The 21,847-nt window shown below is 69.0% G+C and carries 23 protein-coding genes; 11 read left to right on the top strand and 12 right to left on the bottom strand.

Going from position 1 to position 21,847, the window contains the following annotated elements; translation table 11 throughout:
• Positions 1 to 198: 198 nt before the first annotated feature.
• Both Q4I23_RS12305 and Q4I23_RS12300 read left to right on the top strand, forming a co-directional pair.
• Complete coding sequence (locus Q4I23_RS12305) at positions 199 to 2,637, top strand: methyl-accepting chemotaxis protein (protein ID WP_498526421.1); 2,439 nt, start codon at positions 199 to 201, stop codon at positions 2,635 to 2,637.
• A 139-nt stretch (positions 2,638 to 2,776) separates the two neighbouring features.
• Positions 2,777 to 3,034 carry a hypothetical protein gene (locus Q4I23_RS12300; RefSeq protein WP_498526420.1) on the top strand — a complete coding sequence of 86 codons (258 nt, stop codon included), beginning with the start codon at positions 2,777 to 2,779 and terminating at the stop codon, positions 3,032 to 3,034.
• A 194-nt stretch (positions 3,035 to 3,228) separates the two neighbouring features.
• Here the strand turns inward: Q4I23_RS12300 and Q4I23_RS12295 are convergent, their stop codons facing one another.
• Positions 3,229 to 3,780, bottom strand: a complete 552-nt coding sequence (locus Q4I23_RS12295) for a hypothetical protein (RefSeq protein WP_498526419.1) — start codon at positions 3,778 to 3,780, stop codon at positions 3,229 to 3,231.
• Between the two features lie 183 nt (positions 3,781 to 3,963).
• On the opposite strand from Q4I23_RS12295, the gene Q4I23_RS12290 reads away from it, so the two are divergent.
• The 5 genes from Q4I23_RS12290 (at position 3,964) to accC (ending at position 8,640) form a co-directional block, all read left to right on the top strand.
• Positions 3,964 to 5,427 carry a dynamin family protein gene (locus Q4I23_RS12290; protein WP_498526418.1) on the top strand — a complete coding sequence of 488 codons (1,464 nt, stop codon included), beginning with the start codon at positions 3,964 to 3,966 and terminating at the stop codon, positions 5,425 to 5,427.
• A 63-nt stretch (positions 5,428 to 5,490) separates the two neighbouring features.
• Positions 5,491 to 6,228: a substrate-binding periplasmic protein gene (locus Q4I23_RS12285; RefSeq protein WP_498526417.1), complete on the top strand. Its 738-nt coding sequence runs from the start codon at positions 5,491 to 5,493 to the stop codon at positions 6,226 to 6,228.
• 125 nt (positions 6,229 to 6,353) lie between these two features.
• Entirely contained in the window at positions 6,354 to 6,803 is a 450-nt protein-coding gene (gene aroQ, locus Q4I23_RS12280) for a type II 3-dehydroquinate dehydratase (protein WP_014241158.1), read from the top strand.
• A 23-nt stretch (positions 6,804 to 6,826) separates the two neighbouring features.
• Entirely contained in the window at positions 6,827 to 7,276 is a 450-nt protein-coding gene (gene accB / locus Q4I23_RS12275) for an acetyl-CoA carboxylase biotin carboxyl carrier protein (protein ID WP_014241157.1), read from the top strand.
• 20 nt (positions 7,277 to 7,296) lie between these two features.
• Complete coding sequence (gene accC / locus Q4I23_RS12270) at positions 7,297 to 8,640, top strand: acetyl-CoA carboxylase biotin carboxylase subunit (protein WP_237903104.1); 1,344 nt, start codon at positions 7,297 to 7,299, stop codon at positions 8,638 to 8,640.
• A gap of 228 nt (positions 8,641 to 8,868) precedes the next feature.
• On the opposite strand, the gene Q4I23_RS12265 is transcribed toward accC, so the two are convergent.
• Complete coding sequence (locus tag Q4I23_RS12265; RefSeq protein ID WP_498526416.1) at positions 8,869 to 9,522, bottom strand: ribonuclease T2 family protein; 654 nt, start codon at positions 9,520 to 9,522, stop codon at positions 8,869 to 8,871.
• A 125-nt stretch (positions 9,523 to 9,647) separates the two neighbouring features.
• Between Q4I23_RS12265 and aat the strand changes: the two genes are divergently transcribed.
• Positions 9,648 to 10,289, top strand: a complete 642-nt coding sequence (gene aat, locus Q4I23_RS12260; RefSeq protein ID WP_454019321.1) for a leucyl/phenylalanyl-tRNA--protein transferase — start codon at positions 9,648 to 9,650, stop codon at positions 10,287 to 10,289.
• Between the two features lie 21 nt (positions 10,290 to 10,310).
• On the opposite strand, the gene Q4I23_RS12255 is transcribed toward aat, so the two are convergent.
• The 8 genes from Q4I23_RS12255 to Q4I23_RS12220 all read right to left on the bottom strand — a co-directional run bounded on the left by Q4I23_RS12255 (position 10,311) and on the right by Q4I23_RS12220 (position 16,213).
• Positions 10,311 to 10,769 (bottom strand): DUF2155 domain-containing protein, encoded by a 459-nt coding sequence (locus tag Q4I23_RS12255; protein ID WP_454019322.1) that lies wholly within the window; start codon positions 10,767 to 10,769, stop codon positions 10,311 to 10,313.
• A gap of 105 nt (positions 10,770 to 10,874) precedes the next feature.
• On the bottom strand, positions 10,875 to 11,144 hold the full coding sequence (locus Q4I23_RS12250; protein WP_014241152.1) for a YMGG-like glycine zipper-containing protein: 270 nt from the start codon (positions 11,142 to 11,144) through the stop codon (positions 10,875 to 10,877).
• Between the two features lie 154 nt (positions 11,145 to 11,298).
• On the bottom strand, positions 11,299 to 11,784 hold the full coding sequence (mlaD, locus tag Q4I23_RS12245) for an outer membrane lipid asymmetry maintenance protein MlaD (protein WP_109067801.1): 486 nt from the start codon (positions 11,782 to 11,784) through the stop codon (positions 11,299 to 11,301).
• A 30-nt stretch (positions 11,785 to 11,814) separates the two neighbouring features.
• Positions 11,815 to 12,207: an NADH:ubiquinone oxidoreductase subunit NDUFA12 gene (locus tag Q4I23_RS12240; RefSeq protein ID WP_145674412.1), complete on the bottom strand. Its 393-nt coding sequence runs from the start codon at positions 12,205 to 12,207 to the stop codon at positions 11,815 to 11,817.
• A 129-nt stretch (positions 12,208 to 12,336) separates the two neighbouring features.
• The gene (locus Q4I23_RS12235; protein ID WP_498526415.1) at positions 12,337 to 13,008 is read right to left on the bottom strand and encodes a LysE family translocator; all 672 of its coding nucleotides are present in this window, start codon (positions 13,006 to 13,008) and stop codon (positions 12,337 to 12,339) included.
• Positions 13,009 to 13,021: 13 nt separating this feature from the next.
• Entirely contained in the window at positions 13,022 to 13,930 is a 909-nt protein-coding gene (locus Q4I23_RS12230) for a lipid A biosynthesis lauroyl acyltransferase (protein WP_454019325.1), read from the bottom strand.
• Entirely contained in the window at positions 13,923 to 14,933 is a 1,011-nt protein-coding gene (lpxK, locus tag Q4I23_RS12225; RefSeq protein WP_498526414.1) for a tetraacyldisaccharide 4'-kinase, read from the bottom strand. The genes Q4I23_RS12230 and lpxK overlap by 8 nt, the downstream gene beginning before the upstream one ends.
• A complete protein-coding gene (locus Q4I23_RS12220; RefSeq protein ID WP_498526413.1) occupies positions 14,930 to 16,213 on the bottom strand; it encodes a 3-deoxy-D-manno-octulosonic acid transferase in 1,284 nt (427 codons plus the stop codon). The genes lpxK and Q4I23_RS12220 overlap by 4 nt, the downstream gene beginning before the upstream one ends.
• 285 nt (positions 16,214 to 16,498) lie before the next feature.
• Here Q4I23_RS12220 and Q4I23_RS12215 point away from each other — a divergent pair, with 285 nt between their 5' ends.
• Positions 16,499 to 17,854 carry a methyl-accepting chemotaxis protein gene (locus Q4I23_RS12215; RefSeq protein WP_498526412.1) on the top strand — a complete coding sequence of 452 codons (1,356 nt, stop codon included), beginning with the start codon at positions 16,499 to 16,501 and terminating at the stop codon, positions 17,852 to 17,854.
• 49 nt (positions 17,855 to 17,903) lie between these two features.
• On the opposite strand, the gene Q4I23_RS12210 is transcribed toward Q4I23_RS12215, so the two are convergent.
• Both Q4I23_RS12210 and Q4I23_RS12205 read right to left on the bottom strand, forming a co-directional pair.
• Entirely contained in the window at positions 17,904 to 18,902 is a 999-nt protein-coding gene (locus Q4I23_RS12210; protein ID WP_498526411.1) for a glycosyltransferase family 4 protein, read from the bottom strand.
• A complete protein-coding gene (locus Q4I23_RS12205; RefSeq protein WP_498526410.1) occupies positions 18,899 to 19,750 on the bottom strand; it encodes a UDP-2,3-diacylglucosamine diphosphatase in 852 nt (283 codons plus the stop codon). Before Q4I23_RS12205 ends, Q4I23_RS12210 begins: the two co-directional genes overlap by 4 nt.
• 195 nt (positions 19,751 to 19,945) lie before the next feature.
• On the opposite strand from Q4I23_RS12205, the gene Q4I23_RS12200 reads away from it, so the two are divergent.
• Positions 19,946 to 20,887, top strand: a complete 942-nt coding sequence (locus Q4I23_RS12200; RefSeq protein WP_498526409.1) for a diacylglycerol/lipid kinase family protein — start codon at positions 19,946 to 19,948, stop codon at positions 20,885 to 20,887.
• Between the two features lie 121 nt (positions 20,888 to 21,008).
• Positions 21,009 to 21,815 (top strand): hypothetical protein, encoded by an 807-nt coding sequence (locus Q4I23_RS12195; RefSeq protein WP_498526408.1) that lies wholly within the window; start codon positions 21,009 to 21,011, stop codon positions 21,813 to 21,815.
• Positions 21,816 to 21,847: the final 32 nt, after the last annotated feature.

Genomic DNA, 21,847 nt, shown 5'->3' with positions numbered 1-21,847 from the left:
GTCGAATTGTGGTGATTTGGAGCCCGCAGCTTGGTGTGGAAACACTTTGATAATCAAATTCGGATAGGTCGCATGGGATAGAGTTCGCGCCACAGGCAGCGCCGGTCCGGCAGCATCGGGGCGGGGGTGCCGGTGGGCGGCGATGGTTGGCGGCGACGCTCCCCTGCGCCGCCGGATCGCAATCAAAGGATCAGGTCGATGCAGACAAGCAGTCTGGCGGGGCGCTTCAAGGTTGGAACCCGCATTTACTTCGGTTTCCTCGTGGTTCTGCTGCTGCTGGCGGTGGTCGTCGCGATCGGCGTGAGAGGCCTCGGGGTGGCGCGGGACGGCTTCGAGTCCTATGCGACGGTGAGCAACCACTCGATCCAGGTCAGCTCCATCGACGCGCAGGTCGCCCAGATGCGCCGCCTCGCCTTGACCTTCAACACGTTCGGCGACCCGAAGGTGGCGGACCAGGTGCGCGCCGTCCAGGCGACCCTGGTGAAGGACCTAAGGGGTGCCCTGGACGGCACGACCGGTGAGCGCCGCGCACTGCTGGAGCGGATGAACCAGGTCTTCGCCAACTACGTGACCGACTTCAACACGCTGGCGGAGCTTCGTCTGCGCCGCGACCGCCTCTACGCCGAGCAGCTCGTCCCGGCGGGCGAGAAGGCGCGCGAGACCGTGTCGCAGCTCGTCTCCACCCTGATCGCCGACGGCGAGCACGAGGCGGCGGCCAACGCCGCCCTCGCGCAGGAGCAGCTGTTGATGGCGCGGCTGGCCGCGTCGCGCTTCTTCACCAGCCCGAACGAGTCGATCATCACCGAAGTGTCGGCCCGCGACGATGCCTTCGGCGAGGCCATCCGCCGGGCGACGGAGCGGTTGAACAACCCGGCGCGCCGGGCCACGGCGCTGGCCGCCGACCAGCTGGCCGACCGCTACGTCTCGCTGTTCCGCGAGACCGCCGCCGTCATGCTGGAAAACACCCGGCTGGTCGACGTGATGGGCGCGCGCGGCGTCGAGTTCGCCGACCTCTCCGACCGCACCGTCGCGATCGAGGGCAAGGACCGCGACGCTGTGCTGGCCGAAACCACCGGCAGCATGGACCGCACCCTGTCGGCCAACATGACGATCGCGGCCGGCGCCTTCCTGTTCGGCCTGCTGCTGGCCTGGGCGGTGGCGCGGTCCATCGTGAAGCCGGTCGTGTCGATGACCGAGACGATGACCAACCTCGCCGACGGCGACCTGACGGTGACCATTCCGGCGCTGGCCAACCGTGACGAGATCGGGCGGATGGCCCAAGCGGTGCAGGTGTTCAAGGACAACGCCATCCAGAAGAAGGCGATGGACGAGGCCGAGCGCGAGCGTCTGGAGGCCGAGCGCCGCGCCGACGAGGCGCAGCGCGCCCGCGAGACGGCGATCGGCGAGGAGATCGCCGCGCTGATCGACGGCGTGTCGAAGGGCGACCTGTCGCGCCGACTCGATCTGACCGGCAAGGACGGCTTCTATCGGACGATGTCGGAGGGCATCAACCGCCTGACCGACACGGTGGAGGCGGTCATCGCCGACCTCGGCGCGGTGCTCAGTGCGCTCGCCCAGGGCGACCTCAACAAGCGGGTGGAGCGCGATTACCAGGGCGCCTTCCAGACGCTGAAGACCGACGTCAACACCACCTCCGCCAAGCTGTCGGAGATCGTCGGCCAGATCCTGCGCGCCACCGACGCGATCTCCGGCGCCGCGTCCGAGGTCTCGCTGGGGTCGAGCGACCTCGCGGAGCGGACGGAGCAGCAGGCCTCCTCGCTGGAGGAGACGGCGGCGAGCATGGAGGAACTGGGCGCCACGGTGCGTTCCAACGCCGACAACGCCCAGCGCGCCAACGGCATGGCCGCCGACGCCCGCACCGCCGCGGAGTCGGGTGGGACGGTGGCGGACTCGGCCATCGACGCGATGAAGCGCATCGAGGCGTCGAGCCGTAAGATCACCGACATCATCGGGGTGATCGACGAGATCGCCTTCCAGACCAACCTGCTGGCCCTGAACGCGGCGGTGGAGGCGGCGCGGGCCGGCGACGCGGGCCGTGGCTTCGCGGTGGTGGCGCAGGAGGTGCGCAACCTCGCCCAGCGCTCCGCCCAGGCGTCCAAGGAGATCAAGGGCCTGATCCTCGACAGCGACAGCCAGGTGAAGGACGGGGTGGAGCTGGTCAAGAAGGCCGGCGACGCGCTGGAGGGTATCGTGTCGGGCGTCCAGCAGGTCGCCGGGCTGATCGCCGAGATGGCCTCGGCCTCCTCCGAGCAGGCGGCGGCGCTCGACGAGATCAACGCCACCGTCTCGCAGATGGACGAGATGACCCAGAAGAACGCAGCCCTCGTCGAGGAAACCACCGCCGCCGCACAGTCGCTCGCCAACCAGGCGACGGACCTGCGGTCGCTGGTCAGCTTCTTCAAGCTGGACGCCGCGGCCTTCATGGCGGCTCCCGCCGGTCATCAAGGCGGCGGGGCTCCGGCTCTGCGGCGCAGCATCGCCCCGACCAAGCCGGCCCCCGCCAAGCCGGTGGCCCGCAAGGCGGCGGCTCCGGCCCGTTCGGCGACAGCGGGCAAGGCGGCCGCGGCGACCCTGCAGCGCGCCTCCGCCGACGAGGACGATTGGAAGGAGTTCTGACCGGGGCGCGCTGAAAAAAGCGTGCGATGGAAAAGGCGGCGCGGACGTTTGTCAGGGAAGGCCATCACACCAACCGGGAGTGACGAACCCATGACCGCGCGCCGCCTCAACTCCGTGAAAATCATGGTGCCCCTGGTCCTTGCCGGCCCCGCCCTCCACGCCGGGCGAACAGGCCCGCCAGGGGGTGGAGCTGCTGATGAAGGCGCTGGAGGGGTGGGTGCGGCAGGTGCCGATGTTCGCTCCCCCCGAAGTCACGCCGGAAGGCGACATCGTCATCCGACGGCTCGACCGCTCCCGTCCGGCACCACCCAATCCGGCACCGGCCGAACCCGCACCACCGAAGTCCGCGCCGCCGAACCCCGAACCCCCGGTGCCGAACGCGCCGACCGACCTGTAGGGCGGCGGCAAAGCCCGATACAGTCTGTCACGCAGCGCGGCGATGTGGTTTCCGATGCCCGGCGGAGCCCTCGGAAAGGCTTAACGGCCCCTTAATTCATAGTTAATAACAAGTTAATGACCGTTTGCGAGCTGAACAGAGGCCGCATCGGCCCGTCTGCGTGACGCGCTGTATCGGCCTTTCCGCCCCGCCGGTCAGCCGGCATGCCAGGGGCCGCCCGGACGGGCAAACCCTTCCACCTGATCGCGCAACTTCTGGATCTGCGACGGGGTGAGGGTGAGGCCCAACCTCGTGGCGAAGGCGGCGGCGAGAGCGCCGCGCGTCGGGCGCTCCCCGCGGTCCGACAGGGCGCGGTACAGTTCGAACGCTGCGGCGTAGCGCCGCAAGGCTTCCGGACGGCGGCGCAGTTGGGCCGCCTGCGCGGTGACGGCCTTCTCCAGATGGGCCTCCAGGCGGCGCAGGGCGTCCGTCGCCGACAGGGCGGGCAGGGCAACGGGCGGCTCCGCTTCACGCTCGGGCCGGCCGATGGCCGCCTTGGCGCGGTGCCGCCGCTGGCGCAAGCGGTCCTCGTTGCGCAGCCGCTCCGCATAGGCGGGATCGCTGCGCCGCCGTTCGGTGCGGTTCCGGTTGGCGCGGGCGTTGCGTTCCTCCCGGTCCGCGCGGCTCTGCGGATCGCTGAGAAGGAAGGCGAGTTCCTCCGCGGTCAGGCGCAGGGAATCGGTGTCGGGGTCGTTTTCGGCAGTCATGCCGAAAGCAACGTTCCAGGCCCCCTTTCCGATCCATACCACCAAAGAAGGTCACAAGGCGGCGGCGTCATGGCGTTTCCGGCCACGGCGATTTCGCTGTCCATCGCAATGGCGCCTCGTGCTAGAGAATGCCCCCGACACCAGACGTCACCCCAATTCACAGCAGACGGGACCCGGCCGGCCATGACCCCAAGGCAAGCCCTCCAGCAGCGCCTCGCCGCCCTGGACGCGCATCTCCGCGCGGAAAACCCGAACCTTCTCCCGGTCATCCCGACCTTCCGCAATTTCGACCGGGTCCTGGTCCGGCTGGGTCTGCTGGGTCCGCACGAGTCGCTGACCACGCGCATTCCGTGGTGGCCGATGATCGCGGTGCTGGGCACCTTCTCCGCGGGCAAGTCCACCTTTCTCAACGGCTATCTCGGCGCGCCGCTGCAGAACACCGGCAACCAGGCGGTGGACGACAAGTTCACGGTGATCTGCCACGGCCCGGAAACACGGCGGGAGGCCCTGCCGGGTACCGCGCTGAACGCCGACCCGCGCTTTCCCTTCTACCGGATCGCCGACGAGATCGAGAAGGTCGCGGCGGGCGAGGGCAAGCGCATCGACAACTACCTGCAGCTCAAGACGCTGTCCGGCGACCGGGCGCGCGGCAAGATCTTCATCGACTCGCCGGGCTTCGACGCCGACGACCAGCGCCGCTCGGTTCTGCGGCTGGTCGACCACATCGTCGAGCTGTCCGACCTCGTGCTGGTCTTCTTCGACGGGCGCCACCCTGAGCCGGGGGCGATGCAGGACACGCTGAAGCATCTAGTGGCGAAGACGGTGGACCGCGCCGACGCGCGCAAGGTCTGCTACATCCTGAACCAGATCGACACCACGGCGAAGGAAGACAATCTGGAGGCGGTGTTCGGCGCGTGGCAGCGCGCCATCGCCCAGGCTGGTCTGGTCTCGGGCCGCTTCTACGCGCTCTACGACAGCAAGTCGGCGGTCGCCATCGCCGACGACGCGGTGCGCGCCCGCTACGAGACGCGGCGCGACTCCGACCTCGCCGAACTCCAGGTGCGCATCAACGAGGTGGAGGTCGCCCGCGCCTACCGCATCGTCGGCATGATCGACAGCCTCGTGAAGGAGCTGAAGGGCGAGATCGTCCCGCAGCTCGCCGCGGCGATGAAGCGCTGGCGCAAGCTGGTGCTGATCGGCGACGCGGTGTGGCTGGCCCTGCTCGCCCTGCTGTTCGGCGGGATCGCCAGCCTCGCCGGCGGCGACACGGTGTCGGCCTTCCTCACCTGGCTGACCCAGTCGCAGCCGGCCTGGACCGGCGGCCTGCCGATCGGGGTGCTGGTGGCGCTGGTGGTCCTGGCCGGTCTGTTCGGCGCCGGCCATTTCTGGCTGCGCTCCTTCATGGGCCGCCGGGTCGCCCGCAGCCTGCCGGAGCGCTACGGCGACGTGGACCTCAACCTGCAGCAGGGCTTCCTGCGCAACACCCGCTTCTTCCGCTCGATCTTCCGCAAGAAGCCGGTGGGCTGGAGCGGCGGCGCCGAGAAGCGCATCTTCTCCATCCGCGAGGCGGTGGCGGAGCATGTCCAGCGCATCAACGACCTGTTCACCGACCCCGCCGGGCGGCGCAACCGCGCCCCGGCGGAATGAGCGGGCGTCCGCAGGAGAAGGGGTAGGGGATAGGCGATGGCGGGGCGGCGGTGTCTTCTGGCCATGCTCCTGCTGCTGGCGGCGATCGGTCCCGTCCGGGCGGCCCCGCTCGACTCGGCCCTGGACCTGGTCATCGGCAACGACTTCGCCCCCTTCACCGGAGAGGATCTTCCGGAGGGCGGCCTGCTGACCGACATCGTGCGCCGTGCCTTCGACGAGGTCGGGTTGCGTTATGGCGTGCGCTTCATGCCCTGGCGCCGCGGCTACGACGGCGTCCTGGCGGGCAGGTTCCTCGGCACCTTTCCCTATGTCCGCACGCCGGACCGCGAGATGGAGATGCTGTTCTCCGACCCGCTGCTGGAGGTGCGCCAGCTCGTCTACCTGTCCGCCCACAGCAGCATGGTGTTCCACACGCCAGAGGATTTCCGGGGCCGCACGGTCTGCGCGCCGGTCGGCTACGCTTTGCCGACGGAATTGGCGGATCTGGCCGCGGCGGGCGCGCTGGCGCGGGAAAGCCCGGCGGACCTGCCGGCTTGCGTGCGGATGGTCGCCTCGGGCCGTGTGGACGCCTTCGTCATCGACGAATTCACCGGGCGGAGCGCGGTGGCGAAGGCGATGGCCGGGGACGAGATCCGCATCGCCCCCTTGCCCTACGCCCGCGCCGGGCAGCACCTGATTCTCTCCCGCTCGCTGCCGGAGGCGGCGGCGATCCTGGCCGCCTTCAACGCCGGATTGAGAAAGTTGAAGGATGGTGGAACCTTCGAGGAGATCCTGCGCCGTCATTTGTCCGCCGCGCCGTGAGGCGTTTGGCGCCGAAGGGGGCAGAACACGCCGAATGGGCGTAACGTTTGCGCCATGCGGCATTGCCAGCGCGACGCAAAGTGCTATAAACGCGCGGACTCGATCTTGGAAAAGGGGCGTGGCCCGTGGCCATCGACGCTTCCGTTCTGGTCCTGAACGGACCGAACCTGAACATGCTGGGCGTGCGCGAACCGCACATTTATGGCTCCATGACGCTCGACGATCTGGAAGGCGCGTGCCAGGAACGCGCCGAACAGCTTGGGCTGGCCATCGACTTCCGGCAGTCGAACCACGAGGGCGAACTCGTTTCCTGGATTCAGCAGGCGCGGACGGAGCATGACGGCATCGTCATCAACGCCGGCGCCTACAGCCACACCTCCGTCGCCATCATGGACGCGCTGATCCTGTCCGAGCTGCCGATCGTCGAGGTGCATCTCTCCAACATCTACAAGCGTGAGGCCATCCGCCACCACTCGCACATTTCCGCGGTGGCCAAGGGGATGATCTGCGGCTTCGGCCCTCACGGGTATCTGCTGGCGCTGGACGCCATGGCGAATATCCTCGAGCGCGACTAAGGAACACGGGAAAAACGAACACCATGGCAAGCTTCGACATCGACGGCGATCTGGTCCGCAAGCTGGCGGATCTCCTGCGTGAGACGGGCTTGAGCGAGATCGAGTTTGCCGAGGGCGAGAAGCGGATCCGCGTCACCCGCCCGACGGCCGCCCAGGCGGTGGCCGTGCACGCTCCGGTCGCCGCTCCCGCTCCGGTCGCCGCTGCGGCCGCCGCCCCGGCGGGCAAGCCCGCCAGCCATCCCGGCGCCGTCACCTCGCCGATGGTCGGCACGGCCTACGCCGCGGCCGAGCCGGGCGGCACGCCCTTCGTGCGCGTCGGCGACACGGTGAAGGCCGGCCAGACCGTCCTCATCATCGAGGCGATGAAGGTCATGAACCCCATCAAGGCCCCGCGGGGCGGCACGGTTGTCGAGGTCCTGGTCTCCGACAGCCAGCCGGTGGAGTTCGGCGAAGTCCTTATGATCATCGAGTGAGCGGGGATCATCCCTTGGCGATGTTCGAGAAGGTCCTGATCGCGAACCGCGGTGAGATTGCTCTGCGCATCCACCGCGCCTGCCGTGAGATGGGAATCCAGACCGTGGCGGTGCATTCCACCGCCGACGCCGACGCCATGCACGTCCGCCTCGCGGACGAAAGCGTGTGCATCGGCCCCGCGTCGGCCCGCGAAAGCTATCTGAACATTCCGGCGATCCTGTCGGCGGCGTCGATCACCGGGGCGGACGCGATCCATCCCGGCATCGGCTTCCTGTCGGAGAACGCCCAGTTCGCGGAGATGGTGGAGGAGCACGGCTTCACCTTCATCGGCCCGACCGCGGAGCACATCCGCATCATGGGCGACAAGGTCACCGCGAAGAAGACGGTGATGGAGCAGGGGCTGCCCGTGGTCCCCGGTTCCGACGGCCCGGTGCCGACGCTGGAGGAGGCGGAGAAGATCGGCCGCGAGACCGGCTATCCGATCCTCATCAAGGCGGCGGCGGGCGGCGGCGGCAAGGGCATGAAGGTCGCCCGCAACCCCGACCAGCTCAAGGAAGCCTACCAGCTTGCCCGTGGCGAGGCGCGCGCCGCCTTCGGCAACGACGAGGTCTACATCGAGAAGTATCTCGGCCGGCCCCGGCACATCGAGATCCAGCTTCTCGGCGACGAGCACGGCAACTGCGTGCATTTCGGCGAGCGCGACTGCTCCGTGCAGCGCCGCCACCAGAAGGTCATCGAGGAGGCCCCGTCGCCGGCCCTGAACGCCGAGCAGCGCGCCTTCATCGGCGATCTGGCGGCCAGGACGGCGGCGGCCATCGGCTACCGCGGCGTCGGCACGATGGAGTTCCTGTTCGAGGACGGGCAGTTCTACTTCATTGAGATGAACACCCGCCTGCAGGTCGAGCACACGATCACCGAGATGATCACCGGCATCGATCTGGTGCGCGAGCAGATCCGCGTGGCGACCGGCGCCCCGCTCGGCTACGGCCAGGCGGACATCCGGTTCCAGGGCCATTCGATCGAGTGCCGCGTGAACGCGGAGCATCCGGAGACCTTCATCCCGTCGCCGGGGAAGATCGACGGCTACCACGCGCCGGGCGGCCTGGGCGTGCGCGTCGACTCGGCGCTCTACGACGGCTACCGCATTCCGCCGCACTACGACAGCCTGATCGCCAAGCTGGTCGTCCACGGCACCACCCGCAACGAGTGCCTGATGCGGCTGCGCCGGACGATCGAGGAGTATGTGATCGGCGGCGTCGACACCACGCTGCCCCTGCACCAGCGCATCATCGCGCAGCAGGCCTTCATCGACGGCAACTACGACATCCACTGGCTCGAACAGCTGATGGGCATGAAGAAGTAAGCGGTTGAACGGTTCAACAAAAAGAGCCCTTCCTCCCCATCGGGAGGAAGGGCTCTTTTTGTTTAAGGCAGATTCTAAACCCTCTCCTCTCCGGGGAGAGGGTGGCCCGAAGGGCCGGTGAGGGGGGTGCGCTTTTGCCGGAACCCATCGCAACGCGCAACCCCCTCACCCTATCCCTCTCCCCAGAGGGGAGAGGGGACATCGAAAGCGTTCATTCTGGATGGGATGTCACGGCGTCGCGGTCAGCAGGGCGTCGCGGCGGCAGCGGTCGACCACCTTGGCGCCGCAGGGCATGAAGGACAGGTCCTTGTTCAGGCACAGCCGCACCTCGGCCACATCGCGCTTGGAGCAGATCAGCGCCACCGACTCCGGTTCCAACCCCGGGTTGGCCTGAACGAACAGGCGCTCCACCTGGGCCGCCGGGATCGATAGGTCGGACTTCGGGGCCTGAAGCGCCTCGGGGATCTTCACCTTGGCGAAGGCCTTGCGGACCTGCGCGAAATAGTCGGTGACGGGCAGGCCGCTGCAGGTGCCGTGCTTCGTCCATTGGTGCACGATCAGCCCGACGCTGGGCATCACCGGCATGGTGGCGTCAACTACGGTGCGGGGGACCGTGCGGTCGCGGGTGCAGGTGGCCGGGTAGCCGCCGTTGCTGTATTGCGGCCACAGGCCGTGGACGATGAAGCCGAATTTGCGCTCCACCCCGCACTGGTCGGGATCGGCGTCGCCCTGATTCTTGGCGCAGTGGGTGGGCGACCAGGACAGGCTGAGCACATAGTAATCGAAGGTGCCGGGCTCCGCCTTGCGCTGCGCCCATGACGCGCCGGTCATCGAGAGGAACGCAACCACCGATACGGTGATGACTGACAGAACCGTCTTCATGTTGGAGCTCCTGCGATGAACACCTCTTTCCGTTGCATACCATGGTGGGAGCCACCTGTCGCGCGGAAGTGGTGCGCTGAGATAAGGTTGCGGGGGTAAGGGGACGAACGGCTATAGTGTTCGCGATGATCGAACTGTCCGCATCGCTGCTTCTGCGCGCCTACGCCGCCGGCATTTTCCCGATGGCGGAGAACGCCGACTCCGAGGAGCTGTACTGGTTCGATCCGGAGCGGCGGGGCGTCCTGCCGCTGGAGGGCTTCCACGTCCCGCGCAAGCTGCGCAAGACGGTGCGGCGCGGCCCGTTCGCGCTGCGCTTCGACACGGCCTTCCGCGCGGTGATCGAAGCCTGCGCGGAGCCGACGCCGGACCGTCCGAAGACTTGGATCAACGGCGACATCCTGCGGCTCTACACCGAACTGCACGAGCGCGGCTGCGCCCACAGCGTGGAATGCTGGAGCGGCGGCCAACTCGTCGGCGGCCTCTACGGCGTCGCGCTGGGCGGCGCCTTCTTCGGGGAAAGCATGTTCAGCCGCGTCACCGACGCCAGCAAGGTGGCGCTGGTGCATCTGGTCGCCCGGCTGCGGGCGGCAGGTTACACGTTGCTGGACGCGCAATTCGTGACCGAGCATCTGAGCCAGTTCGGCGCCATGGAGATCCCGCGCGCCGAGTACCGCCGCCGGCTGGCGGCCGCCCTGGCTGTGCCGACGGACTTCGGCGGCGTCGACCAGGACGCGGCCATCACGGCGTTGTTCGGCCCGGAGGGCTGAGGGCGGGGCGCTGGGCCGGACTCAGTCGCCCTCGCAGGACAGGACCCAGACGTCGTAGATCGGGTGCTCCATCGCCGACAGGGCGGGGCTGGAGGCGAACATCCAGCCGCTGAACACCGGCTCCGCCTGCTCACCGGGCTTGCTTTCGATCACTTCGAGGAAGGCCGCAGTCTCCGGCGGCTCAATCGGCGGGTTCTCCTTGCAAGCGCGCAGGGTGATGCGCAGGCTGCCGAGCGCCTTGGTCTCGCCGACCGCGATGGTGAAGGTGGAGGTGCGGGCGGTGATCTTGTCGAGCCCCTGCAGCTTGGCGGCGGGGCGGCTGACCATCTCTTCCGGCACCGGAGCGGCGCTGGCCGGGCCGGTCAGGCCCAGGACCGGAAGGCAGAGCAGCGCGGCCGCCAGGGCCGCGCCGCGAACGCGTTTGCCACCGATCGGGCCGGCGAGGCTTCTCGGAGTCGTCGTCACTTGGATCGTCGTCACTGGGGATCGCTTCCGTGATGTCGAACGGCGTGGGCCGAAACCCGACAGCCTTCTAGCCCGGAAGCGTCTCCCCGTCTACTCCATGCCAGCTCTGTTGGGCCCGCTTTACTGGGTGATGCTGCCGCTGGGACGGGTGCCGCCATAGGGGGCGTTGGTGGTGGACGGACCGGCGGTGCCCTCCTTTTCCTCAACCTTCTGGGTGGCGGTGCCGCCCGCGGCGCCCGCGGCGCCACCGACCACCGCGCCGACCGGCCCGCCGATCACGGCACCCGCCGCAGCCCCGCCCAGAGCGCCGCTGGCGGCCTTCTCCTCGGTGTTCACGCCGCAGGCGGCAGCGAGCAGGGCGAGGCCGAGAACCAGGAAACGGGCTTTCATCGCTGATCTCCTTTGATGAGTGTGCCGTGTTGAGTCTGGGCAAGGAAACGGCAGCGTGGCCGCGGCTGTTCCGAAGGGGGTGGGAAAAAGTGGATGCGCCAAACGAAAAAAGGGGCCGCGAGGCCCCTTCGTTCGTCGTGTCATTGCGCGGCGTTTACAGCTTGGGCGGCTCGCCGCCCTCCTGGCCGGGCTTGCTCATGTTCTGCAGCGAGAAGATGACCTGGCCCAGGAGCTGCTCGATGCCGGGGGTGCTCTGCGTGTACTCGACGCGGCCCTCCGGCTTGAGCATGTCCTCTTCGCCACCCGGCTCCAGCGACAGGAACTTGCCGCCCAGCAGGCTCTCCGAGGCGATGACCGCCGCGGTGTCCTTGGGCAGCTTGATGTCCGGGTGGATCGACATGTGGACGACCGCCTGATAGCTCTTCGGGTCGAGCGTCAGTTCGGTGACCGACCCCACCTTCACGCCGCTGATCCGCACGTCCGCCCCGCTCTGCAGGCCAGAGATGCTGGTGAAGTTGGCGGTGAGGGCGTAGCCGTTCACCTTGCGCAAATCGGCGCTGGTGTAGGCGAAAGCCAGAAAAAAGCCGGCCACGGCGAGGACGACCCCGCCGAGCACGGTTTCAATCACATTGCGGCGCATGAGGGATTCCTAAAGGACCGCGCAGGCGTCTCAGCCCGGAGTCCAGGGTTCGTAATCGCCGGTGGCGCGCACGCGCTGCCCGCCCGCATACTGGTGCCCGGGCGGCCGGTAGGCCTGGAGCGAGCCGGACAGGTTCGGCAGATGCTCCTTCTGCCACGGCTTGTGGAAGGCGCTGTTGCCTTCCGGCAGCGGCTCCTTGGTGGTGTGGTGCAGCCAGGAATGCCATTCCGGCGGCACCTTGGAGGCATCCGGTTCCCCGGCATAGATCACCCAGCGGCGTTCCTTCACGCCGGCGATGGCGCTGGGGCAACGGTAATAGGTGTTGCCGAAGCGGTCGGTGCCGACCTTGTTGCCCCGGCGCCAGGTGACAAACCGGATGTGGATGTTCGCCATCCAGGTGATCAGGGAGATTTTCTCGCTCATCGTCGCTCGCGGTCGGTAAGCCATTCGGCCGGACGGGCTGGCCGGTTAAACGCGGGCGGCACTATGACACCCCCGGCCACGCTCGTCCACTGACTCCGCAACGTCTTTTCCCGCCTGACGGATTTGCCGTCAGGCGATGCGCCGGTCGGTCAGCAGCAGGCGCAGCGCGAAACCCAGGAACAGCACCCCCGCGACACCGTCCAGAACCGCCCGCACCCGCGCGCTCGACAGGGCGCGGCGCGCGGCACCGGCGCTGAGGGCGGCGACGCCCAGCAGGTAGAGGCCGCCGATGACGCCGAGGATCGCGCCGAGCAGGAAGATCTGCAGCGCGACGTGGCCGAGCGCCGGTGCGACGAATTGCGGCACGAAGGCGAGATAGAACAGGATGACCTTCGGATTCAGCAGGTTGGTCAGCAGCGCCTGGAGGAAGACGCGGTGCGCCGGGGCCGACTCGGGCTTGACCGTCGCCTCCTCCGTGCCGCCGCGCCGGCCGAAGCCGGTCCGCAGGGCGCTCCACAGCGCCCGCCCGCCGATCCAGCCCAGATAGGCGCCGCCGGCGTAGCGCAGCACGTCGAACAGGGCCGGCGAGGCGGCGACCAGCGCCGAGATGCCGGCGGCGGCGAGCAGCGCGTGGATCAGGTTGCCCAACGTGATGCCGGCGGTGGCGACCACCCCGGCGTTGCGCCCGTCCATCACGCTGCGTGACAGGACCAGCAGCGAATCCGGTCCCGGCGCCAGCGTCAGGACCAGCGCCGCGACGAGGTAGAGTTGAAGCAGATGCGGGTCGAGCGGCAGGGCCATGGGACTTTCTCCGTCAGTCGGGCCAGCGCCGGTGCAGCCAGAGCCATTCGGCGGGGCGCTCGCGAATCCATTGCTCCAACAGGCCGTTCAGGCGCTCCATCAAAATCCGCACATCAGCGTTGCGGTCACCGGTGTCGGGAGGCTCGACCGGCGGCAGGACGGTGATGCGGAAACGCGCGCCGTCCAGCCGTTCCGTCCGCGCCGGCACCAACGGAATGCCAAGCCGCAGGGCGAGCTGCGCCGCCGCCGGGGCTGTCATGGCGTCGCGCCCGAAGAAGGGGACGGGCATGCCGTCGTTCATCTTCTGGTCGATCAGCATGCCGACATGCCCGCCCTTGGTCAGGACCCGGATCAGCGCGCGCGCGCCCTCCGGCCCTTTCGGAATGTGCGTGCCGCCGGCGGCCCCCCGCAGTTCGGTCAGCAGCCGGCCGACATAGGGGTTGTTGGGGGCGCGGTAGACCACAGCCAGTTCCAATCCCATCTTGCGGGAGCAGACGGGCTTCACTTCCCAGTTGGCGAAATGGCCGGACACCAGGATGCCGGCCTTGCCGTCCTCGCGCAGGGCGTCGATGTGCTCGCCGCCGACCACTTCGGTCCGGCCGCCGGGGCCGTACGCGCCGATGGCGTCCAGATGCGGGTACTCGGCGATGACGCGGCCCAGATTGTCCCACATGCCGAGGATGATCGCGTCGATCTCCGCGGGGGATTTCTCGGGGAAGGCGCGCTCCAGGTTGCGGCGGGCGGTGCGGGTGCTGCGAAGGCGCGGGCCGACGGTCCGTCCGATCCAGCCGCCGAGCGCCGAGGCGCGGTCGAGCGGCAGGGCGCGGAACAGGCCGCAGAAGCCGTGGACGAGAACGGCCTCCAGCGGGTAGCCGACCCGGCGGGTCAGCCAGGACACCAGGGGGCCGCGCGGCTTAGCCATTGGGAACTCCAGTCGGAAGCCCGGTCAGAAGAGGGGCGAGCAAGCGGTCGAGGGCGGCGGGGTCCCGCCAGACGGCGCGCACCGGCACCGCCCGGACCAGGGCGCGCAGGGACTCCGGCAGGCGGACGGCGTCCTTCACGGTGGTGACCGGCAGGGCACCCAGCGCGTTGGCGCGGTCGATCAGGGCCATCACCTCCTCGGGGCGGTAGGGATGGTGGTCGGCGAAGGCGACACGCTCCACCACCCGGGCGCCCAGAGCTTCCAGCGTCGCGAAGAACTTTGCCGGACGCCCGATGCCGGCGAAGGCCAGGACCGTCCGTCCGGCCAGGGCACGGGCCTCCTCGACCGGCTCCAGCCGGGCGTGCAGGACCGGCAGGGCGCCGGCCACCCGGCGCTCCACCCCGGCGCGGTCGTCGCCCAGCACCACGACGGCCCCGGCGCGGGCCAGCCCGCGGGCCACCGGTTCGCGCAGGGGGCCGGCGGGGATGAGATGGCCGTTGCCGAAACCCACCGCCCCGTCCACCACGATCAGCGACAAATCCTTGGCGAGGCCGGGATTCTGGAAACCGTCGTCCATCACCAGGACGGAGGCGCCCGCGGCGATGGCCGCCCGTGCCCCGGCGGCGCGGTCGCGCGCCACCCAGCAGGGGCCATGGGCGGCCAGCAGCAGCGCCTCGTCGCCCACCGCGGCCGAATCGTGGATGCCGAGATCGACGGTCAGCGGGCCACGCTCGCGCCCGCCATGACCGCGCGTGAGGAAGGCGGGGGCGATGCCGCGGGCGCGCAGGGCTTCGGCCACGGCGATGCAAACCGGCGTCTTGCCGGCGCCGCCCGCCACCAGATTGCCGACGCAGAGGACCGGGGCTGCGGCCCGCTCCGGCGGACCCGCCGCCATGCGCAGCCGTCCGGCCAGCCCGTAGAGCGCGCCCAGCGGGGCGAGCGCCCAGCCGAGAGCCGCCCCGGCGGCTCCGCCGGACCCGTACCAGAAGCCGGGAGTCCTCATGCCGCGGGCCGGACGCGTCCGGTGCCGAGGACGGGAGCGAGCGCCGCGAGCGCGCGGTCGACGATCCGCCGGTTGCCCTCGGTCACCGCGGTCGCGCCGGCGACGACGCGGGTGCGGGCGGCCTCCTCGCTCAGCAGGCGCCCGACCGCGTCGGGGAGGGACTCCGCCCCGGCCACCGGAAGGGCGCCGCCGGCGGCTTCGAGCTGGCGGGTGATCTCCGTGAAGTTCCACATGTGCGGGCCGTAGAGGACGGCGCTGCCGAGCAGGGCGGGTTCCACCGGGTTCTGGCCGCCGTGGGGCACGAAGGAACCGCCCATGCAGACCACCGGGGCCAGCCGGTAGAACAGCCCCATCTCCCCCATCGTGTCGGCGATGTGCACGGCGTCCGCGGCGGCGGGCAGGGCGCCTTCGCCGCGGCGCGAGACGGTCAGGCCGCGCCCGCGCAGCAGAGCCGCGATGTCGGCGCCGCGGTGGGCGTGACGCGGAATCAGAAGGGTCAGCAGGCCAGGCAGGCGCGGGGCCAGCGCCTCATGCACCGCGGCGGCCAACTCGTCCTCGCCGGGGTGGGTGCTGGCGAGCAGCCAGACGGGGCGCCCGGCGCAGGCCGCGCGCAACGCCGCCAGAGCCGCGGGATCGGCGGGGGGCGGCTCGGCGGAGAATTTCAGGTTGCCGACGCTGACGACGCCCCGTGCGCCCAGCCGGCGCAGGCGGTCGGCGTCCCCCTCCGACTGGGCCAGCGTGATCTGGAAGGTCGAAAGCAACGGCGTGATCAGGCCCGACGCGCAGCGCCAGCGGTTGAAGGAGCGCTCTGACATGCGCGCGTTGACCAGCGCCGCCGGAATGCCGCGCGCCCGAACGGCGCCGAGCAGGTTGGGCCAGATCTCCGATTCCGTCCACAGCACCAGATCGGGGCGCCAATGGTCGAGGAAGCGGTCCACCGCCGTCGGCAGGTCCACCGGCACATACTGGTGAAAGGCGCGCTCCGGCAGGCGGCGGGCCATCAGCTCCGCCGAGGTGACCGTGCCGGTGGTCATCAGGACCGTCAGGTCCGGCGTTTCGTCGAGCAGGCGGTCGATGAGGACAAGGACCGAGTTGGCTTCGCCCACGCTGGCCGCGTGAATCCAGGCGAGCCGCCCAGGAGGGCGTGGACGCGCGGCCGTGCCGAACCGCTCCCCCCGGCGGGCGGAGTCCTCCTTGCCGGCGGCCAGACGCCGGTCGAGATACAGACGAACCGCCGGCCCGGCGAGGGTCGTCAGGCCGCGGTAGAGTGACTGAAGCATGCGGGTCGAAACGCCATCCGACAAAACCAGCGCGGCCAGATTTCCCGGCCACGGTCCCCACCACTTTAGCACGGGGGGCTGTGGCAGAGGTAAGGCTTTGCGCTGGCGCCCACCGGAAGGCTGATGGCCGGATGGGGGCTGTCGGCATACCAGGGTATGACGATTTTGCGACCCATTATGATAATTTTGAAGCAATCCGATGCTATCCTGACGGCGTAGAAACGTTGGCAACTTCAAGGAAGGCGGGCAATGCGCCAGCCTCCAACATTTCGGGATGATAATATCATGGCGGGCGTACAGGAACGTGACGGCCAGGAAAACCGGCTCCGGGCCTTCAACATCACCGAAGCGGACATCGCGCGTCTGCGCGCCAACCGGGATTTCGCGCAGCACCGTCTGCCTGCGCTGCTGGAGCAGTGGCACAGCGCCTTCGCGGCTTGGCCGGAAATCCGCGACGCCCTGACCCTGCCCGACGTCCACGCCGCGCGTGTCGCCCATTGGAGCCGCGTGGTCTCGGGCGATCTCGGGCCGGGCTTCCTGGAATCCGCCCATCGTCTGGCCAAAGCCTTCTACGACCACGGCGTGCCGGGCTATGCGGTCGCCATCTGCCATCACACCGTGTCCAACGGCATTGTGCGCGAACTGGGTCTCGACGCGGCGGACGGGCGCGGATCGCTGTTCGGATCGAGAAAGGCGGCGGAGCGGGCAGCCCTGCGCGACACGCTGGGCCGCGTCGCCTGGCTCGACCTCGAGGTGCTGCTGGAGACCTACACGGCGGCCGAGCAGGAGAGCAAGCGCGCCATCCTGAACCAACTCGCCGACAGCATGGAAGGCAGCGTCCGCGGCATCGCCGACAACACGGTGGCCGCGTCGGACGAGATGAAGGGCAACGCCCAGCGCATGGCGCAGATCGCCGCCGCCACCAACCGCCAGTCGCTCGCTGTCGCCGCCGCCGCCGAGCAGGCGTCGGCCAACGTGCAGACGGTCGCCGCCGCGTCCGAACAGCTCACCAGCTCCATCGCCGAGATCAGCCGGCAGGTCGCCCAGTCGTCGCAGGTTGCCCGCGGCGCGGTGGCCGAGGCGGAGCGGACCAACGCCACGGTGAACGGGCTGGTCGACGCCGCGCAGAGGATCGGCGCGGTGCTTCAGCTCATCAACAGCATCGCCGGGCAGACCAATCTGCTGGCGCTGAACGCGACCATCGAGGCCGCCCGCGCCGGGGAGGCCGGCAAAGGCTTCGCGGTGGTCGCGCAGGAGGTCAAGAACCTCGCCAACCAGACGGCCAAGGCGACCGAGGACATCTCCATCCAGATCGCCAGCATCCAGGAGGTCGCGCGTGGCTCCGCCGAGGCGCTGAGCGGGATCGGCGCCACCATCGGCAGCATCAACGACATCGTCATCACCGTCTCCGCCGCGGTGGAGCAGCAGACCGCCGCCACCCAGGAGATCGTCCGCAACGTGCAGGAGGCCGCACGCGGAACCCGCAGCGTGACCGACACCATCGGGGCGGTGACCAGCGGCGCGTCGGAGACCGGCAGCCTGGCCGAGGAGGTGCTGGGGTCCGCCGGCAACCTGCACCGCGAATCCGACCGCCTGCGCGAGAGCGTGGACCTGTTCATGCAGCGCATCCGCGCCGCGTGATCGGAATGGGCGGGGACCGGCCGCGTGCCGGCCCCGCTCCATGTCGTCCTCAGGTGAATGGGCGCAGGTTCGCCAGGAACTGTTCGGCGGAGCGGCGCCAGGAGAAGTTCAGGGCATAGTTCCGGCACACTTCCGGCTGGATGGTCAGGGCGCGCTCGATCGCCCCCTTGAGATCCTCGTCCAGGCAGCCGACAGCGGAACCGTCAACCACGTCCAGCGGGCCGGGCACCGGGTAGGCGGCCACCGGCACGCCCGAGGCCAGCGCCTCCAGCAGCACCAGACCGAAGGTGTCGGTGCGCGACGGGAAGACGAAGACGTCCGCCGCAGCGTAATGCTGGGCCAATTCCTCGCCATGGCGGGCGCCGGCCCAATGGACGTCCGGGTATTTCTGCTGAAGCTCCGCGCGGGCCGGGCCGTCGCCGACCACCAGCTTGCTGCCCGGCAGGTCGAGCTTCAGGAACTCCTCCAGGTTCTTCTCCACCGCCACGCGCCCGACATAGAGGGCGATGGGACGGGGCAGCGCCAGGAACTCCTTGGCGCGGGGGCGGAACAGGTCGGTGTCCACGCCGCGCGTCCAGCGCCGGATGTTGGTGAAGCCGCGGGCGGCGAGGTCGCTTTCGATGGATGGCGTCGCCACCATCACCGCCGAGGACGGCCTGTGGAAGCGGCGCACCACCGCGTAGCTGAGCGCCAGCGGCACCGGCGCCCGGTCGCGCACATATTCGGGAAAGCGGGTGTGGTAGGCGGTGGTGAAGGGCCGGCCGCGGTGCAGGCAGTAGCGCCGGGCGGCGAAGCCCAGCGGCCCTTCGGTGGCGATGTGGATGCAGTCGGGGCGCAGCGCGTCGATCATCGCGTTCAGCCGCCGCCCCGCGCCCAGCGCCAGCCGGATTTCCGGGTAGGTGGGCATGGGCACGGTGCGGAAGCGGTCGGGGCCGATCACCTCGACCCGGTGGCCCATGGCCTCCAACTCCGAGCGGACGGTGCCGATGGTGCGCACCACGCCGTTGACCTGGGGGAGCCAGGCGTCGGAGACGATCAGGATGTTCACGCCGCAACCGACTCCTTGGCCGCCTTCTCCTTTACATTCTCCGGCTTCTCCTTGGCCGGGATGCGGGCGGGCAGCGTCGTTGCGGCGCGCCGGCGGATGTCCGCCGCCCAATCGATGATCTCCAGCCGGCCGCAGGGATGCTCGACCAAGGCGGTGCAGGACTCGACCCAGTCGCCGTCGTTGCAATAGAGGATTCCTTCCATGTCGCGGATTTCCGCGGTGTGGATGTGGCCGCAGACGACCCCGTCCACCCTGCGGCGCCGGGCCTCGTCGCCGAGAGCGGCCTCGTAATTGCCGATGAACTCGACCGCCGTCTTCGTCTTGTGTTTCAGGAAGGCGGACAGGGACCAGTAGGGGAAGCCCAGCTTGCGGCGGACCCAGTTGAACAGCGTGTTGACCTGGAGCAGGACCACGTAGGCGTTGTCGCCGATGAAGGCCAGCCAGCGGGCGTACTTCACCACCACGTCGAAGCGGTCGCCATGGGTGACCAGAAGCTGCCTCCCGTCGGCGGTGACGTGGATCATCTCCTCGACCACCTGAACGCCGCCGAACTGCAGGCCGACGTAATCGCGGGCGGCCTCGTCGTGGTTGCCGGGAATGTAATAGATCTGCACGCCCTTGCGCGCCCGGCGCAGGATCTTCTGCACCACGTCGTTGTGCGCCTGCGGCCAGTACCATGTCTTGCGCAGCCGCCAGCCGTCCACGATGTCGCCGACGAGATAGAGGTGGTCGGACTCGTTGTGCTTCAGGAAATCGAGAAGATACTCCGCCTTGCATCCCCGCGTGCCCAGATGGACGTCGGAGATCCAGATGCTGCGGTATCGCTTGACGTCGCGTGATGCGTTCATGCCCCGCTCCATCGCCGTTCCGGCAAGGTTTCGGTAAAACGTCTTCCCTATATCCGTGGGTCATTGTCTTGACAATGTTTTCGAGTGTTCGCATTTGTAGGAAGCGATGATTTCGATAAGACTTCTTGTCAGCGTAACAAAGGCGAAAAATGACTTTATCAAAACTGACACAGGATGGTCATATTGGAGGCTGGTGTGGCTGACGGGGGCGAATCGGTGCCTGAGGCGTCCGGGCCGGCCGCGGCGACCCGGCGTCGTCTTCTGGTCATCCACAACCCGGTGGCCGGCGCCCGCCGGGCGCGCCGTCTGGGTGCGGTGCTGGAACTGCTGGAGCAGCGCTACGGGGCCCCGGTGACGCTTCGGGCCACCGGCGGGCGCGGCGACGCGGAGGCGATGGCCCGCGCGGTGGCCCCTGGCGCCTTCGACGCGGTGGTCGCCGCGGGTGGCGACGGCACCATCAACGAAGTGGTCAACGGGCTGGGCGCGCGCGGACGCGGGGAAACGACAATACCCTTGGGCATCGTGCCGCTGGGCACCGCCAACGTGCTCGCCCATGAACTGGACCTGCCCCTGGATGCGGAGGGCGTGGCGCGGGTGCTGGCGGAAGGACGCACGCTGCCCGTGCATCTGGGTGTGGCGAATGGACGCGCCTTCGCCATGATGGCCGGTGCCGGCCTGGACGCCCGCGTGGTCGAGCGGGTGGACATGCGGCTGAAGCGGCTGATCGGCAAGGGTGCCTACGCGATGGAAACGCTGGCCCGGATCGCCGCGGGCGGCGGCGGCCCCTACCGCGTGGCAGTGGACGATGCGGAGCCGGTGGAGGTCGCCTCCGTCATCGTCGCCAAGGGGCATTTCTACGGAGGGCGCTTCGTCTGCGCGCCCGACGCCCGGCTGACCGACCCGCGGCTGCACGTCTGCCTGTTCCCGCGGGCGGGGCGGGGGAACACCCTGCGCTATCTGTGGGGCGTCACCGCCGGTCGTCTGCCGCGCTTCCCCGACTACCGCATCCTGCCGGTCCGGCGGGTGGTCATCGATGGGCCGGTGGGGGAACCCGTGCAGGGCGACGGCGACGTGATCGCCCGTCTACCGGTGGAGATCGCGCTGGCCCCGTGGGTCCTGCCGGTGCTGGCGCGCTGAACAGCTTTTTAAGAGTCCGTTAAGGGATCTCTTGGGAAAATTACTTGGGAACATTCGATAATTACTTTGGTCTCTAAGGATTTAGGCCCCGCGGCCCAGGCGGGACCGCAAGGGGGAAGCCATGTCCACGTCGATCAACGCCCTGTTTTCGGCCACCACGGCCAGCACCACCGCGACCGCCACCAAATGGAAGCCCGCCGGGGGTGCCGCCGAGGCGGAGGGGACCTGGAAGGCGGCCTCTGACGCCGGGTCCTCCGCGGGCTCCGCGGCCTTGGCCGCCTTGAAGGGTGAGGACAGCGTGGAACTCAGCGGGCTGGCCAAGTCGCTGACCGGTGTGGCGGGGAAGGTCTTCGCGTCCATTGGCTCCAAGGGCCGCGCGATGCTGGAAGACTTCGTCAAGTCCGGCAAGATGACCGAGAAGGACGTGGCGCTTGGGCTGCGTCAGATGGCGACCAACGCCGTGAAGGACCGCTACGTGAAGGAGCGGCCCCAGGACGAGGAGGACAAGGCCTGGGCGGAGGAGGCCGAACTGGCTGAAAAAGCCTTCAAGACCAAGACGGAGCGCATGGGCAAGGCCATGTCGGCCCTGAACGAGGCGCGGACCGCCGCTTACGACGCCTTCGGAAAGGACGAGGACACCGAGGCGTTCCAGGCGGCGATGGCCCCGGCCAATGCCCTCTTCCGCGCTGAGGCGGCGGACATCCAGCGCGAGGCGGTCGAAACCGCCGGTGGCGATCCGAACAAGATCATGGGGAAGGCCTTCGCGTATTCCCTGCAGAAGGGAGAGGAGGCGTTCGAAAAACTGGATTTCGGCGCGGAAGCGGAAGGCGGCGAGGGTGGGCTGCTGTCACCGGACAATGAGAAGGGAAAGGCCGCCGCCAAGCTAGAGCATTTTCCAGTTACTCCGGTTCATAGCCGGCGGCGGTGAAGTAGTTGGCGCATTCGTTGGGAGGGAACTCA

It is taken from the genome of Azospirillum sp. UFLA03-27 (assembly GCF_059803775.1).
This window is presented reverse-complemented; position numbering and strand designations above follow the sequence as displayed.

Excerpts from the sequence above, each read along its gene's own strand:
- Q4I23_RS12305 (WP_498526421.1), top strand. The coding sequence starts at position 199 with ATGCAGACAAGCAGTCTGGCGGGGCGCTTCAAGGTTGGAACCCGCATT.
- Q4I23_RS12295 (WP_498526419.1), bottom strand. The coding sequence starts at position 3,780 with ATGACTGCCGAAAACGACCCCGACACCGATTCCCTGCGCCTGACCGCG.
- Q4I23_RS12290 (WP_498526418.1), top strand. The coding sequence starts at position 3,964 with ATGACCCCAAGGCAAGCCCTCCAGCAGCGCCTCGCCGCCCTGGACGCG.
- Q4I23_RS12285 (WP_498526417.1), top strand. The coding sequence starts at position 5,491 with ATGCTCCTGCTGCTGGCGGCGATCGGTCCCGTCCGGGCGGCCCCGCTC.
- accB (WP_014241157.1), top strand. The coding sequence starts at position 6,827 with ATGGCAAGCTTCGACATCGACGGCGATCTGGTCCGCAAGCTGGCGGAT.
- accC (WP_237903104.1), top strand. The coding sequence starts at position 7,297 with ATGTTCGAGAAGGTCCTGATCGCGAACCGCGGTGAGATTGCTCTGCGC.
- Q4I23_RS12265 (WP_498526416.1), bottom strand. The coding sequence starts at position 9,522 with ATGAAGACGGTTCTGTCAGTCATCACCGTATCGGTGGTTGCGTTCCTC.
- aat (WP_454019321.1), top strand. The coding sequence starts at position 9,648 with ATGATCGAACTGTCCGCATCGCTGCTTCTGCGCGCCTACGCCGCCGGC.
- Q4I23_RS12250 (WP_014241152.1), bottom strand. The coding sequence starts at position 11,144 with ATGAAAGCCCGTTTCCTGGTTCTCGGCCTCGCCCTGCTCGCTGCCGCC.
- mlaD (WP_109067801.1), bottom strand. The coding sequence starts at position 11,784 with ATGCGCCGCAATGTGATTGAAACCGTGCTCGGCGGGGTCGTCCTCGCC.
- Q4I23_RS12240 (WP_145674412.1), bottom strand. The coding sequence starts at position 12,207 with ATGAGCGAGAAAATCTCCCTGATCACCTGGATGGCGAACATCCACATC.
- Q4I23_RS12235 (WP_498526415.1), bottom strand. The coding sequence starts at position 13,008 with ATGGCCCTGCCGCTCGACCCGCATCTGCTTCAACTCTACCTCGTCGCG.
- Q4I23_RS12230 (WP_454019325.1), bottom strand. The coding sequence starts at position 13,930 with ATGGCTAAGCCGCGCGGCCCCCTGGTGTCCTGGCTGACCCGCCGGGTC.
- lpxK (WP_498526414.1), bottom strand. The coding sequence starts at position 14,933 with ATGAGGACTCCCGGCTTCTGGTACGGGTCCGGCGGAGCCGCCGGGGCG.
- Q4I23_RS12220 (WP_498526413.1), bottom strand. The coding sequence starts at position 16,213 with ATGCTTCAGTCACTCTACCGCGGCCTGACGACCCTCGCCGGGCCGGCG.
- Q4I23_RS12215 (WP_498526412.1), top strand. The coding sequence starts at position 16,499 with ATGGCGGGCGTACAGGAACGTGACGGCCAGGAAAACCGGCTCCGGGCC.
- Q4I23_RS12205 (WP_498526410.1), bottom strand. The coding sequence starts at position 19,750 with ATGAACGCATCACGCGACGTCAAGCGATACCGCAGCATCTGGATCTCC.
- Q4I23_RS12195 (WP_498526408.1), top strand. The coding sequence starts at position 21,009 with ATGTCCACGTCGATCAACGCCCTGTTTTCGGCCACCACGGCCAGCACC.